This window comes from Methanosarcina spelaei, assembly GCF_002287235.1.
GTDB lineage: Archaea > Halobacteriota > Methanosarcinia > Methanosarcinales > Methanosarcinaceae > Methanosarcina > Methanosarcina spelaei.
Genome location: NZ_LMVP01000513.1, coordinates 13,346 through 27,968, shown reverse-complemented (window position 1 = coordinate 27,968; position 14,623 = coordinate 13,346). Strand labels below are relative to the sequence as shown.

Annotated in this window: 13 protein-coding genes and 1 pseudogene; 7 read left to right on the top strand and 7 right to left on the bottom strand. The window is 39.4% G+C overall.

The genetic code is table 11. The annotated features are described in order from the left end of the window. The first annotated feature begins 348 nt into the window (after positions 1 to 348). The 3 genes from ASJ81_RS17465 to ASJ81_RS22955 all read left to right on the top strand — a co-directional run bounded on the left by ASJ81_RS17465 (position 349) and on the right by ASJ81_RS22955 (position 3,834). Positions 349 to 996, top strand: a complete 648-nt coding sequence (locus ASJ81_RS17465; RefSeq protein WP_170943379.1) for an S-layer protein domain-containing protein — start codon at positions 349 to 351, stop codon at positions 994 to 996. 626 nt (positions 997 to 1,622) lie between these two features. Further along, positions 1,623 to 3,236, top strand: a complete 1,614-nt coding sequence (locus tag ASJ81_RS17460; RefSeq protein WP_170943378.1) for a flavin monoamine oxidase family protein — start codon at positions 1,623 to 1,625, stop codon at positions 3,234 to 3,236. A 439-nt stretch (positions 3,237 to 3,675) separates the two neighbouring features. Then, a complete protein-coding gene (locus tag ASJ81_RS22955; protein WP_170943377.1) occupies positions 3,676 to 3,834 on the top strand; it encodes a hypothetical protein in 159 nt (52 codons plus the stop codon). A gap of 510 nt (positions 3,835 to 4,344) precedes the next feature. Here ASJ81_RS22955 and ASJ81_RS17455 read toward each other — a convergent pair. The 3 genes and pseudogenes from ASJ81_RS17455 to ASJ81_RS17445 form a co-directional block, all read right to left on the bottom strand. Further along, entirely contained in the window at positions 4,345 to 6,636 is a 2,292-nt protein-coding gene (locus ASJ81_RS17455) for a DNA topoisomerase I (protein ID WP_095645460.1), read from the bottom strand. Between the two features lie 386 nt (positions 6,637 to 7,022). Further along, positions 7,023 to 7,564, bottom strand: a pseudogene (locus tag ASJ81_RS17450) (TIGR00725 family protein). Positions 7,565 to 7,786: 222 nt separating this feature from the next. Further along, positions 7,787 to 8,308 carry a DUF367 family protein gene (locus ASJ81_RS17445; protein WP_095645459.1) on the bottom strand — a complete coding sequence of 174 codons (522 nt, stop codon included), beginning with the start codon at positions 8,306 to 8,308 and terminating at the stop codon, positions 7,787 to 7,789. 638 nt (positions 8,309 to 8,946) lie between these two features. Here ASJ81_RS17445 and ASJ81_RS17440 point away from each other — a divergent pair. The 3 genes from ASJ81_RS17440 (at position 8,947) to ASJ81_RS17425 (ending at position 10,618) form a co-directional block, all read left to right on the top strand. Next, positions 8,947 to 9,477 (top strand): HdeD family acid-resistance protein, encoded by a 531-nt coding sequence (locus ASJ81_RS17440; protein WP_095645458.1) that lies wholly within the window; start codon positions 8,947 to 8,949, stop codon positions 9,475 to 9,477. Positions 9,478 to 9,553: 76 nt separating this feature from the next. Continuing rightward, entirely contained in the window at positions 9,554 to 9,934 is a 381-nt protein-coding gene (locus tag ASJ81_RS17435; RefSeq protein WP_095645457.1) for a hypothetical protein, read from the top strand. Positions 9,935 to 10,342: 408 nt separating this feature from the next. Further along, positions 10,343 to 10,618, top strand: coding sequence for an ArsR family transcriptional regulator (locus tag ASJ81_RS17425; RefSeq protein WP_245860252.1), 276 nt, complete (start codon positions 10,343 to 10,345; stop codon positions 10,616 to 10,618). 262 nt (positions 10,619 to 10,880) lie between these two features. Here ASJ81_RS17425 and ASJ81_RS17420 read toward each other — a convergent pair whose 3' ends face one another. Beyond that, complete coding sequence (locus tag ASJ81_RS17420; RefSeq protein WP_095645454.1) at positions 10,881 to 11,456, bottom strand: FumA C-terminus/TtdB family hydratase beta subunit; 576 nt, start codon at positions 11,454 to 11,456, stop codon at positions 10,881 to 10,883. After that, a complete protein-coding gene (locus tag ASJ81_RS17415; RefSeq protein WP_095645453.1) occupies positions 11,456 to 12,298 on the bottom strand; it encodes a fumarate hydratase in 843 nt (280 codons plus the stop codon). Before ASJ81_RS17415 ends, ASJ81_RS17420 begins: the two co-directional genes overlap by 1 nt. Positions 12,299 to 12,683: 385 nt before the next feature. Here ASJ81_RS17415 and ASJ81_RS24305 point away from each other — a divergent pair, with 385 nt between their 5' ends. Continuing rightward, on the top strand, positions 12,684 to 12,818 hold the full coding sequence (locus ASJ81_RS24305; RefSeq protein WP_275112580.1) for a hypothetical protein: 135 nt from the start codon (positions 12,684 to 12,686) through the stop codon (positions 12,816 to 12,818). A 182-nt stretch (positions 12,819 to 13,000) separates the two neighbouring features. On the opposite strand, the gene ASJ81_RS17410 is transcribed toward ASJ81_RS24305, so the two are convergent. Both ASJ81_RS17410 and ASJ81_RS22950 read right to left on the bottom strand, forming a co-directional pair. Then, positions 13,001 to 13,840 carry a hypothetical protein gene (locus tag ASJ81_RS17410; RefSeq protein WP_141241795.1) on the bottom strand — a complete coding sequence of 280 codons (840 nt, stop codon included), beginning with the start codon at positions 13,838 to 13,840 and terminating at the stop codon, positions 13,001 to 13,003. A gap of 74 nt (positions 13,841 to 13,914) precedes the next feature. Continuing rightward, positions 13,915 to 14,511 (bottom strand): hypothetical protein, encoded by a 597-nt coding sequence (locus ASJ81_RS22950; protein WP_170943376.1) that lies wholly within the window; start codon positions 14,509 to 14,511, stop codon positions 13,915 to 13,917. Positions 14,512 to 14,623 lie beyond the last annotated feature (112 nt).

Here is a 14,623-nt window from a genome sequence, read left to right as displayed (position 1 = left end):
TAACTCTTTTTCCTTAGTATCATAGGCTGAACAGTTTGGTTTGCCACACTTAGGACAGGGAAATTTGGAACCACGTTTAAAATCAATCCAAATATCAAGTTTGTCAGATATTGAATCTAATTCAATACTGGTTATTTGCCAAGGGTCTTTGACATTCAAAGGTATTTCAAATGTTTTTTCGCAAATGGGATATCAAACTCCTGCAGTTATTTTTATCAAATAATATAATACTTATTTATATTATATTTTTATTATATATAATTACCCATTTTATACGACGAAGAGCCAAAATATCTTTTATTGATAGGCATTATAGCCTGCATTACTGCAATTTTTATATATACAGATGTGTCTGGACCAACAGACGCCAAAGGAGAATTAACGCCAACAAAAACAGAAACATCAGAATTTACTTGTAGCGTTGTTGGCACAAATTACGAATGCAGTAGCTGGTCTAATAAACAGTATCCAATAATCGAGCTGTTTGAAGAGAAATATGTTCCTTTATTTTCAAATCATGAAGAAATCTGGAATGCTCACACTGACAAGATTGCCAAACTAATTCTCGACTTGTTTCCGGAAAGCAAAAGTTGTATTCTTACGTCAGGCGAATCTATCGACTGTTCGGAGGGCTACATCCTTAAAATCAAACGAATCGATGTTAACAATCAGAAGGTATGGCTCGAGTTAACCAATGACGGAGAACTTATCGATGATAATATCATCTCAGTCACTGACGATGGTACATGGAATGTCGAAGTCGATGATGTTCAGGGTGTTGATGATGTTCTTGTCTTCAAAGTTCATGTAAGTAAAATCAGTCAGAGTGGGACAGATAGCACTGTTCAGTTCGACGGCCTCTGGCTTATTGACTATGTGAATGCAAAGACTATCAAACCTAGTGACAGATTTGGAAATTTAAAAATTAAAGAAATTATTAGTGGAGAAGATGAGTCTAACCTGGGAGGCCTCGTTTTCGAGCAAGAGGATACTTAAAACAATATCGAAGCAAGATCGGCAAGATATTGTAAACAAAATTGTATGGGTTAGAAGTCCATTCTGGGTATCACAGCATCATAACTGTCTGCCAGCCTGTTCGAACCGCATTTCAAGCCACATATGAATTATAAGCACCCTACCAGCTTATCTGGCGGCTCTTCTTCTTCTTTTACTTTTATTTTGGAAAGACCGTTTTCCTTTATCGAGCGTAACAGTAAAGAACTTGTTACTCGGGTTTGGATCCAGAAACCGGAGATTCAAAGATGTTTCATAGCAGTTAAAAATTTCACAGGTAGTAAGGATAAGGTTATTCACTTCATTTTCAGTTCTGCTGCAAGATCAAAAGTCTGTAAAAATTATAGTTATGCATAGTTAAAATAAAGGTGGTCACATAGCTAAAATAAGGCGATCAATTAGAACTGAAAAGAAATATAACTAATTTTTTACAGAAGACTTACTAACCATATCGAGAAAGACAGAGTTCCATTTTCTGTATTTACTGCTACAGAATGTCACTTTCAAACTGGAAAATTACACTTGGTCCACAAAAACTGGAAAATTGCACCTGGCCTACAAAAAGTGAAGAGCAGCTTAAATGAATTGTGGAGATGGGGAGAGATAGAGTGCCTGATATTATAAGTTCCGATACGGTAATAGTAGGAGGAGGCATCACAGGTCTTTATACCTGTTACAAACTAAAACAGGTAAAAGGTGCTAACCATACCGTTTCTCTGTTTGAAGCTACAGATCGATTTGGAGGCCGAATTGAGACTGTAGAAATGGACGGGTTTTTAGCAGAATACGGTCCAATGAGGTTTGAGAAGCTTGCGCAGCCCCTGCTTATGGATCTCATAGCCGAACTTGATCTGGAGACAAAACCTTTCGTACCCTATACAGCGGCAAAAGATCCTGATTCTCTTTTTGATTTAACTTTTGACGAATCCGGAGGTAAATGCTCTGGGAGTAAATTGACAACACTTGAGTTATTGAAACTGGGAATTCTACGCCTGTTAAATGCAAGCGGTGGAGATATGAACGACCCTAATGACCCCAGGCACCGGGCATGGTGGGCTACTCTTGACGAGGAGTACTACAGCTATGTACGTAATGAGGCGAGCTACAACGGAAAATATCTCTACGAGATCGGCTTCTGGAACGCACTCAGTCTTGTTCTTAGCTACCGTGCAGTGAATAAAATCATACATTATGGGACCTTTTACCATGTTATTCATTTTAACCCCAACGCAGCAGAATGGATTATTTTCTGGCTGCGCGGACTGCACCCTGACGATGAACTGGTTGGCATAAAACAGGGTACTGAGTCTCTTGTTCAGGAGTTAGTCCGTAAATTGGACTATGGACCTGAACTCTCAGGCTCGCTACATCTTAATCACAGGTTAACAGCTCTTTTTTCCCAGCCTGATGGAAGAGTTTTACTGGAGTTCAAGGCTGAAAATAAGACTGAAAATAAGACTGAAAATAAGACTGAAAATAAGACTGAAAATAAGACTGAAAATAAGACTGAAAATAAGACAGAAAATAAGATTGGCAATAAAACTGGCAATAATGTAGTTAAAGTACTGGCAAAACATGTTGTGCTTGCATTGCCTCGTTGTCCTCTGATGCAACTTCGTCCTCAGTTACCTGAATATATTGGAGAACTGGTAGACTTTGTAATTCCTATTCCACTGGTAAAATGTTTTTTTGTTAATGAAAATCCTTGGTGGAATGAATTCACACCGCCACAAACACGAGCCTCATCTACTCCAGCAAGGGAAATCCATTACGCCTTCAGGAAAGATGGGAACCGAAAATGTGGGATTGTAATGGTTTACGGTGACCCGCCAAGTATGCGCTACTGGATGCCATTTGTACGGCAACCGGAACATCTAAAGGCAGAACTAAATCTCGATAAACGTCTTGTTGAAGGCTACCTTCAATATCTACGGTCAAATCCTGACAATACAGACGTTGAAGATATAGAAGCAGAGGCTGAACTAATAAGTTGTTTCGGCATAAGGGACTGGAGCCGTGAACCATTTGAAGCGGGTTGTCATATCTGGAAAGCTGGCGTCCGTACTGAAGAGGCAATAAAAGAGTTAACTGCTTTCTCATTACAGGATTCGCCAATGTTAAATAAAAATGTCCATATATGTGGTGAAGCTTACTCGGATTTTCAGGGTTTTATCGAAGGTGGTTTGCGAACGGCGCTGCAAGTTATAAAACACATTATTTGAACTTAGAAACAGTTTAATGGCTTTGTAAACACTTCCTATTTTCTTAATATATTCTTTTTTTTCTCTTTTCAGGTAAAGACCGCTCGACGAAGGAGATCGTAGCAGATCAGGTTTGATACTCACCAGAGCTGCGATTTAACCGCCCTACTAGGGCGATTCCGAAATAGGTTCATAAAATTTGACTTTTGAATAGAACCTGAGATCGTGGATTTTCCCAGAAAGTAAAAAATCTATTTTGGAATCGAAACACTAGTAATCAGAGTATACTCATGGTTTCAAGACAAAAAAGAGAAATAACAAATACACATACAGGCTGACGACAACAGGCAAGTTTTCAGGTAAGATTTCTGTTTTGACCAGACTCCAGAGAAAAGATCTTATCTGTTGACACAGTATAAACATATTATATCAGTTTTGTATTACAAGGAGTTGAACTAAGATGACAAAATTATGTCCACTGCGTCCTAATTCTCCCATAGGAAACAGAGCACCCGACTTTGCAACATGCCTTGAGGAACAATGCGCATGGTTCGATAATGGAGAATGTGCAGTAAGATCGTCTACGGGCTGGCGCATTCAGGTGAGAAATGGCTTGTGAAATATCCTTCATCTAAACAGATTGCTTTCTGAGTCATATCGAGCAGGATACGAGAGAACAGACCTCATAAATGCAATAGTTTTCCCCTAAAACCACTACATTTTGTCAGATTATATAGAACAATCTATGTATCTGATCACATTTCACACGAAAATTAAATTCTGAATAACTGGCACAAACAAATGAAAATCATTTCAAGCATTTTCATGCTAAAGAAGTAGACACACTTGAAGCAAGGAGAAAAACAAAAGAGAAGCCTGGAACAGTAGTAAAGGTAGTACAAAAGAAGTAGATTACTTTTGCCAATTTCTTCTTTTTCTCTTTTCAGGCAAAAACCGCTCTCCTTCGTCGAGCGTAATAAAAACGTCATGGATGGAGAGTAAGGTTATAGGGGGCAGAACTTAGGTAAACTCTCCAACCGTCTACTTTACCAGATATATCAATTATATAGTAACATCAATTATATAGTAACAGGCAAAATCGAAAAGCTGACGTCAGTGAGGACTATTTTCATGCGTCCTCAGCTGTACAGTTGTCCTTAACCGTGCTGTTGCCTTCAACCGTACCGTTGCACGAAACCTGCCAGCTTTTGACCTTCTTCACGCTGGTCTTTATTATTTTTGCAAGTTCTACAGGGTCGGCTTCTGCCAGGGCTTCCACGCTTGTAATTCCGGCTTCTTCCAGTTTTCCTGCTGTGGCTTTTCCAACGCCTTCGAGGTCCGTAATCGATTTTGGCCTTTCTTTTTTGGGCAGCTGAGCCTGTTCTTCCTGCTGGGTTTTCTGCCATTCAATGAAATTGCACTGAGGGCAGCCAAGGTCCCAGGGCCGTTTTCCTGCGTTGATTATACGGATATGGTGCAGGCCATGAGCTTCACAGACCTTGTCGGTAACTATAATCTGTCCGCTTCTGGGCAGAGGAAGGGAAAAAGTACAGTTAGGATAATTGTTGCAGCCTATAAAACGGCCTCCCCTTTTCGAACGTCGGATTATAAGCTCGTTTCCGCAGCCTGAGCAGACACCTATGATTTTATCTTCCCTGAGGCCTGCCTGGAGAGATTCCACGATTTTTTCCCGGTTTTTATCGAGTTCCAAGAAGACCTGCTTTAATATCTCCCGCGACTCTTCAAGAACAGCAGACTCTTTGATCTTACCCTCAGCAATCCGGTCCATATTTTCTTCAAGCAGTTGTGTCATGTCAGGTTTTGTAATAGTAGGGGAATACTTTTCAAGAGTATCCATTACTGCAAAAGAGGTATTAGTAGGCTGCACAGGATTTCCGTGGATGTAAGCCCTGGAATAAAGCTTGCTGATAATCTCATGCCGCGTTGCTTTTGTTCCAAGCCCGAGCTCTTCCATAATATTAATAAGTCTTCCCTGCCCGTAACGGCCTGGAGGCTGGGTTTCTTTATCCGGCATCTCTTTGTTTATAACCTTCAGAGAATCGCCTTCATGAAGCTCAGGGAACAACCGGTCTTCAGGCGCATTGTAAGGATAGTACCATCTCCAGCCAGGCTCTACAAGCCTTGCTCCGTTTGCCCTGAACTCTTCTCCGTTGATGTCGAGTTTCAAGCGCATAGTCTCCCATTCGCTTGGCCCTGCAAAGGTTGCAAAAAAGCGCCTGACTACAAGTTCATAGACTTTCCACTCTTCTTCTTTCAAATCAGCCTCTTTTGCAAGGGAAGCTGGAAAAATAGGAGGATGGTCGGTAGTTTCCTTTTTTCCTCGTGTAGGAATGAGTTCGGCTTTCCCAAGCAGGACATCTGCGTATTCTTTAAAGGGACCTTCTTTGAAAATCTCAATCTGCGCTCTCAGGTCAAGAGTATCGGGATAAACCGTATTGTCGGTTCTGGGGTACGAAATATAACCATTGGTATAGAGAGCTTCAGCTATGCGCATCGCATTTGCAGGACTGAGCCCGATTGAGTTTGCTGCGCTTATGAAACCTGTGGTATTAAAAGGAGTCGGGGGCTGGTCAGTCTTTATCCCTTTTTCAGTTTCTTTTAATTTAGCCTGTTCCCCCAGTTTCTTGAAGACTTTTGTTGCCTCCTTTTTATCCAGGAAACGGCGAGTTGAGTGCTGAGCCGAGAAGGTTTCTCCTTCTGCATTTTGGAGTTCTGCATGGATCTCACAATAAGGGGTAGGGATAAAAATATTCCTCTCTTTTTCCCTGTCAACGATAAGAGAAAGAGTTGGCGACTGTACCCTGCCCACAGAAAGAAACATCTTTCCAAGCCTGCCTGCGGCAAGAGAAATATAACGAGTAAGGGCTGCACCCCAGACAAGGTCAATGACCTGCCTGGAATGACCTGCATCCGCGAGATTAAAATCAACATCTGTTGCATTTGAAAATGCGGCCTCTATTGCCTTTGGGGTTATTGCGCTGTAGCGCACCCGGTCAAAAGGAACATTCGGATTCACCTGTTTTATGATATTGAGGGCCTCGACTCCTATCAGTTCTCCTTCCCGATCGTAGTCAGTAGCAATTGTAACCCTGTTTGCTTCCTTTCCCAGGCTTCTAAGGGCAGTTACAATCTTCCGGTTGATAGGAGTTGTTATTATGTCGGCGTCGATAAGGGTTTTAGCCTCTACTTTCTGCCAGTTATTGTACTCTTTGGGAAAATCGATCCCTACGATATGGCCCGACAGCCCTATAACTACAGTCTCCTGCTTCTCTTCATCGGACACAATCTCATACCGGTATACGTCTACTCCACTGACTCTATCCTTCTTCGGGTTCTTTGGAGCCAGAATTGCAGCTATCCTCCTTGCTGCTATATTTTTTTCCGTTACAATAAGGTGCATTTAAAACTCCGGTATAATTTTTTTAATTTTATGGAGGAATACTAGCGTACCCCAAAACTCCTTCCAGTCTGAGACAAAGCCTGCCTCCTAATTCTTTGAAGTTTCCTTTTCCAATATATATTTTTGGATTAAATCTTAAAATAAGCTGTCATCCGTAACTATAATTAGGCTCAAAGCTCTTCATCTGCCCCTTCAGGAGACTTCATATACCCGTTAAATTTTTCTACTCATTTGTTCATTTTCCTCTTCACAAATTCTCTGTTGGATACGATTTTCTATGAGATACACGATTTTCTATGAGATATACGATTTTCTATGAGATATACGATTTTCTATGAGATACATTTCCGGTTGGCCTTTAAATACTTTATTTTTTCAAATTTTTCTCAGTTGAGATTTTTAATAGCTATTTTATAGTATTTTTCCTTAGTATTTACCTTAAAGGACTTTTTCTCTTCAGTCAGCTTGAAAGCAAGTTCTACGGCTTCTTCCGGATTTTTACCCTGTGAACGCCTTCGATTTTCCAGCCTGGTTCAAGCACGACTACAGGTTTTCCCATCTTCAGACCAAGAGCTATCTCCGAAAGTGTTCCATATTCTCCGTTAACTGCAATTAATGCATCCGATGATTGCGCTATAAGAGCATTTCTGGCATGCCCCATTCCGCTAACAACTGCAATATCTATCCAGAGATTTGCTTCTTCTCTTAGGGTTCCGGGCAAAATTCCCAGGGTTATTCCTCCTTCCTTCTTTGCGCCGTATGCAGCAGCCTCCATAACTCCGCCCAGACCTCCGCAGAGCAGAACAGCCCCTCTTTTTGCTATCTCTCTTCCTACCCTTTCTGCAAGAGCCCTTACCTCGCTGCCGCAATCACCTGCACCTATGACTCCTATCTGTTTTCTGGCCTCTGCTTTCACCGGTACTTTCATTGGACAGACATCCTATTTATTCATATCAAGTCTTTTACGAGTATCTTTTTTTGAGTAAGTTTTAATTTGCTAGCTTTTGGGAGTAATTAGAGATAATAGACAGTCAAAAGTGATGAAAAGTGAAAATTAAGAGATTATGGACAGTAATAGTCAGAGCTAATGGAAAACGAATAGTCAGAGCTAATGGAAAACGAATAGTCAGAGCTAATGGAAAACAGAGAATTAGAAGTAGTGACTCTGCATTTCCACGATCTCAGTACTGTTCTTTGCGGTTGCATACTCTTCAAGAGGTTCCTGATTGAGTTCAAGAAAGCTGTGCCCCCAATTAAACTTGGAAAGGACTTTTTCAGCCTGTTCTTTGTGCCCCAGAATGTATAGAGCTGCTGCAAAAGCTTCAGCTGAATTGAGTTTGAAGGGCCTTCCGAAATTAACAGGATTGCCTGCAAGCAAATAAGGAAGGGCCCTGTGCTCAAGGTTTAATTTAGTAAGTTCGGGAAAAACCCTTTCTACTTCTTCCCAGGAACAATCGAGTACGATGATCCCTTTTTTGTAATTGTCGGCGGGAGAGAGAGCTTTTTCTGCAGTAGGGTCAAGAAGGATTGCTAAACTTGGCAGCCTTGATATCCTGTCATAAAGACGAGCAAGGTCAAAGCGAGCCAATTTTCTTCCGGTGCACTTTTTCGGGTCACACTGCCCGGCATGGTATATATAAAGGGGAATATCCCGTTGATCTGTTGGATTCATTACTTATCCTCTGGATGATGGGATCCTATTTAAACAGCTTCCTTATTTACCTGCTTCCTTATTTACCTGCTTTCTTATTTACTTGCTTTCTTGTTTGCTTGCTTCTTTGTTTACCTGTTTTATCTTTTATTTATTTTTTCGTATATTGTGATTCTGATTCAAAATCCATTGATTTTTGCATTTTTGATTGAAATCTGAATTAACAAGAAAATTCGGTTTTCATCAAATCAATATTCGATATCTAACGGCGTCAATCATTAAGTTGTATCACAAGGATTGTGACAAATTACAGAATCTGTGATTTTGAATTTTACATTCATCACTGGATTTTGGTACTGAGTCTATATTGTTATCAAACTTTTATTTTTAACTAAAAAGTTTTTTAAAAATTAATAATAAGTTTATTTATATTTAATAACTTGTATATAATTAATATACTACTACTTTGTCTGTGGTCAAGTGTGCTGAGGGAGAAGGTTACGTTCTCTTCAACTCTGGCTGTTCCTAAGTGCAAATAGGTCATCCAGAAACGTGAAAGTCTCTATCAGGATAAACGATACCTCCTTATCTCTGTTTGCATTTATATTCTGGCCACAGAAAGTATGGTTGAAGCATAAATGTTGGGGGAGATGGACTATATGGAACAACCAGCTGATATTACTGGACAATCAATTGAATCTGATTATAATATTGAGTATGAAATACTGCAGGTGCCCTGGTGGGTAGTTCTTCTGGAAGGGATCATTGCTATCCTTGTAGGCTTATTCCTCTTATACAGGCCTGCAGCAACCACTATCTTTCTTGTACAGATTCTTGGTATTTTCTGGCTAGCAGAAGGAATTCTTTCTGTCATAGGAGCGTTTATATTTTCGGGGAATAGGGTATGGAAATTGCTTTCGGGTATCCTGAGTATTATTGCAGGAGTTGTTATAATAACGTACCCAATCTACAGTCCTTTCATAGTCCTTACACTATTTGTTATTTTCATAGGAGTATGGGCTATTATCAATGGGATAGTGAAAATTGCCCTGGCGCTTAAAGGAGGAGGAGGGGGAATAGGAATCATTGGTATCCTTACCGTAATTTTAGGTCTGCTTCTTCTAACCAATTCTCTGGTGGGAGCCCTATTTTTGCCATGGATATTCGGCTTTTTCCTTATTATCGGGTGAATCGGGTCACTTATCTGGGGACTAAGAATGAGAACCTGACACAGGCTATCACAGGACAGGAAGGAGAAATTTGAGTATGGAAAGACCTATTGGTGTCACTATACTGGCCTTTGTAGCTATTGTTCTGGCATTTTTAAACGCTATTGTAATGCTTCGATTTCTCGGCTTTTTGCCTTTTTTAGGGGTAATTGAAGGCCGTATTTTCAGTCTCTGGTATGCATTACTTTACGGCCTGCTTGCCTACATATGGGTATGGCTGGCTCAAATGCTCTGGCAGATAGACCATCAAGCCTGGATATTTCTGGCTGTTATTACGATATTCAATCTGTGCATCGATTTTGTGGTACTGGTCACAGGAGGTACATGGTATGATGTAAATTTGTCAGTTATTGTGAATGCCCTTGTTCTAATCTATATAATGCTGCCGGGTGTAAGGGGGGCATTTAGAACAGATTAACGAGCGAAGATGCAGGTGGCAGATATATTATTCTTAAGTATATTCTTAGGTAATGAAAAAAATTTACGCCTTCCTGCTCCTTCTTTAATTTCTGGGCTTCCTGTATGGAAACAGAATGATGTAAGCTTGAAATACATTTTACTCTCTTTTTGATCTGCTTTATTCGAGGTAAAGACCTGTTTATCCAGTTCCATGGTAAATATATTAAAAGACAGAATATTTCTGTCAATTAAAACTCTTAAGTCCTTTTGTCAGGAAATAACAATAATAACAATAATAACAGTAACAATAACAGTAACAGTAACAGTAACAATAACAGTAACAATAACAATAACAGTAACAATAACAATAATTATAACAATATTGAGAATGAAAAAGTATATATCCACAGTTTTTGCAGTAGGAATAATGAGATCTAACCTGATCACAATTCTTTTGTCTTCCGAAAAAAGAACCGATCTTCTTCTTCTACTCAAAGAAAAGCCCCGAACAGTTGAAGAGATTAATAATGAGCTTGATACAAACTCGGTTGCGATTCTCCCCCAGCTTAAAAAACTAAAAGAAAATGGGATCGTGATTCAGGAGAAAAAGATATATGAGCTTTCCCTGCTCGGGAAAATCATTGTCAGAAAAATGGAGTCTCTTGTAAAAGCCTTAAGGCAGCTTGAAAATGATTATAAGTAAAAACATGGCTCCGAAATATCTTAAAATTCTGCAAACCTTCTCCCTGAACCTGCTATCCGGCAGCCTATTCGAGATTGAGGCAAAGACCAGGTGATATGTTTCTGTCACCTCAATCCCTGCTGCCAGCGAATGAAAAAATACTAGACTTACCACTACTTTTCAAGCCTTTTGATAATTTATTCTGTTTCTAAAGTCTTTTAATAATTTGTTCTGTTTCTCAAGCCTTTTAATACTTGTCCTGTTTTTCAAGCCTTTTAGGAACTTATCCCTGCTTTTCAAGCTGTTTTTGAGCTTTTTCCCTTATCTCGGCAAAAATGTCCTTTCCTTTTGTGTCAATCCCTACAATAAGCGGCCCGAATTCTTCCACTCTGAGCACCCAGACAGCTTCAGGCATTCCAAGATCAAGCCAGTGGACAGCTTTTACTTCCTTGATTAACTCTGCAGCAAGAGCTGCACACCCGCCTGTATAAGCAAGGTAGACGGATCTGTTCTTCAAGGCATCAGCTACGTCTTTCATCCCGCCTTTTCCTATGATTGCCCGGACTTGATGCGCTTTCAGGAAAGGAGGGGTCATTTTTGACATCCTGCCGCTGGTTGTGGGGCCGGCAGACACTACTTTCCAGCCGTTTTCGGTTTGCTTCATCAGAGGGCCGCAGTGGTAGATTACAGCACCTTCCATGGAAAAAGGAAGTTCTTCTTTCTTTTCCCCCATCTCAAGAATTCTGGCATGAGCCTCGTCCCTGGCGGTCAGGATCTCTCCTGAGAGATAAACAATATCTCCTGCACTGAGTTTCTCGATATCTTCTTTTTTCAGCGGAGTTTTCAGGTGATATTCCATTATTCATCCCCTCCAAACACAACCGAAGCATGTCGATTCGCCCAGCACTGGATATTTACTGCAACCGGAAGGGACGCAGTGTGGCAGTGAGCAGTTTTCACGCGTACTGCAAGAGCAGTTGTGCTGCCGCCAAGCCCCATACAGCCTATTCCAAGGGCGTTTACAGCCTCAAAGATCTCTCTTTCAAGTCCTTCCATCGGAGCGTCAAGAGGCTCAAGCAGGGCTTCTTTTGCAAGCCTGGCTGCCGCATCAAAAGAACCCCCTATACCGACTCCTATGGTCAGAGGAGGACAGGGCATTCCTCCGGCATTCACTACGGTTTCGAGCACGAAGTTTTTGATGCTTCCGGTTTCAGTAGGGTTAAACATACGCAATGCACTCATATTTTCCGAACCTGCACCTTTAGGAGCAGCCGTGATCTTTAACTGGTTTCCGGGAACAATTTTCCAGTGGATATCAGGAATTCCAACCCCTAAATTGTTTCCGCTGTTCTTTCGGGTCAGGGGATCGACTGCGTTCGGCCGAAGAGGAATTTCGGCTGTTGCAAGGGCCACTGCTTCTCTTATTGCAGCCTCAAGGTCAAAACCCGGCTGAAATTCGCTCCCGATTTCTGCAAAAAAGATCATGATGCCAGTGTCCTGGCACATGGGAACCCTGTATTTTTTTGCAATTTCAAGGTTTTTCAGGATTGCCTGAAGCTGGGATTTTGCAACCTGATTTTCTTCTGCAGCCTCAGCTTTCCTGAGCGCATTCACTACATCGTCAGGAAGCTCGATTTCCGCTTTTCTTAAAAGGTCTGCGATAGACCGGATAAAACTTTCACGGTTAATTTTTGTAGACAAAAGATCACCATTGTATGGGAGAAATGAATTCTTTAGAACAAAGGACAGGCATGAATATACATCCTGTACAGGATACAGAGTGAGCGTTTTATGAGATAAATTCCGGAACGCTTTTTTGTTTTTAATGTTTAAATATCGAGCGGCCCAGATTCTGGAATTGTGGAGTTGGATGGTATAAGGGAGTTAGGTTAAAGCCGTTTTTACATTCAGGGGCAGTATCTCTAATTTGCTATAAATTCAGAGTTTATTTTTTGTATAGAGTATAATTCCATTTTTTCAATACTGTATTCTTAAACTACCAACTTTTTGAGATCTATGATTTTGCAGAAAAATTGACACAGTGTCTTTTTGAAAGTCAACATCAAACCCGCAGCTATTAGATGAAATGGAAAAAGAAAACATAGATAAAAACATGACTGAGAATACAACCGTCTATATTGACAAAGTTCCTTTCGTAAGCCCTCTCTGGGCAGTTGTAATGATGCTAATAGTAGTTATCTATGCAAGAAGACAGAAATGAGAAAAATTTTCGAAACCCAGAATATCATCTGGAAAATTAAAAAGTATTAGAGGCGGCTTAACTGTCTTTATATGATTACTTTTTTCCCTGCTTTTGCAGGTTCTTCAAGGGAAGATGCTCATCTGATCGCTATATATTTTTATATTAAAAATTAATATACTCCGGCTAAATAATCTGTATTATTATGTTTTCGAGAAGGAGTATTCCTGAATTATTCTGTTAATATGTGGTTTCAATAGATCAATACCAGATTTAGAAATAGTATTTGAAAATAGATTTAAGAACTTCGTTGAGACAAATATAGACCATTCAGCGCACCCTGCACCAAGGCACTTATCTGGAAAATAACAATTACCTGATTTTTCCATGAATACATTTTTCTTAAATTTATTTTCAAAGCGTAGTCTCATTATATATAGGTCTTCTTCTTCTGGATGTGTGGTTTGCCATTTTAGTTTAAAGTGTACTAACTGATTGCGCAAATGAATAAGATTTTCAAAATCAACACAAGCGTCACAACTTTTATCCAATTGTTTATTAAATAATATTTGATGTGCAATTTCATACTTTGTAATTAATTCACTTTGATCACCAATTTCTTTATTAGAATATCCATACTTGTCCGCAAGTGTCTTTTTCATTTTTTGTATTTTTCCAGCATCCTCATCCCATTTAGTTTTTAAATCCATCCAGTATGATTTATTTATAGTTAAATTATCGAATTTATAAAAAAATTCTTGAAAAAATTCATTTATAGTGGATTCTAAGAATGCAACGCTAGCCATTATCGCACCAATGGAATATGCCATATCTTCTTGAAACAGATCACTTTCTTTTTGGGTAGTATTTCCATCTATAAACTCTTGCTCAATCTCTTTACATTTATTTGCACAGAGGCAAGCACATCTTAGATGGGAGCCAGAGAGTGGGGTTAATGACTTAATACAAGACTTTTCACCCACATATACCACTGAACGGGAGGATATGTATTCTCCATTAATATCACGAGTTATTTTTTCCATGAGCATCAATACCGTTACTATTTCCTAGTTTTTGTGCTGCGCTGCAGGACAACCTTGCACAAGGTTTAGGTTTTTTATTCTGGCATTAAAGAGAAAACACTGCTTGAACTCACGTTTTGTAGATTCTTAAATTTTAATTCATAATCTCCTGTATTTATAGACGTTGTATTCACAACAATCATGTATTCCCCAGAACTGCTAACTTCACCAGATAAAATATTATTTTCTCTAATCATTGACTCATTAGGTTTTAAGGTTAAAGATGAAATCTCTTTAAATGTCCCGTAATCATATTCGTATTTTGAAAGGATTACTGATAAACCAGTATTTAGTCCTTCAACTTCAACCGGGACATAGAAATTCCTACCTGCTGAGTATTCATCATTCATTTCGGTTTTTATATTGCCATCTATTGCATAAATATCATATAAACGAGGTGATAAAGAAGACAATGTAGAAGGTAAATATACAACGCTAAGAGACAAAGATATCAAAATAAGAATACTCACAAAGAATTTTAGACCTTTTATTTCTTCATCTTCGAGATTCCAGCATGTTAACGAACGATAGCGATCTGGTGGACCAATAATGGAATATTGAATTTCTTGAAGTTTTATTATAAACTTTGAATCTCCATGGTAGGTTGATATAGCTATACCTAATTCAATCATTACAAATCCAAGAAGTGCCGAAATAATAATAAAAAACCATATACTACTGATATACATAATTGCATCTTCAAATAAGGATAAATCCAGATACCAATAAATACTCGTTAATATA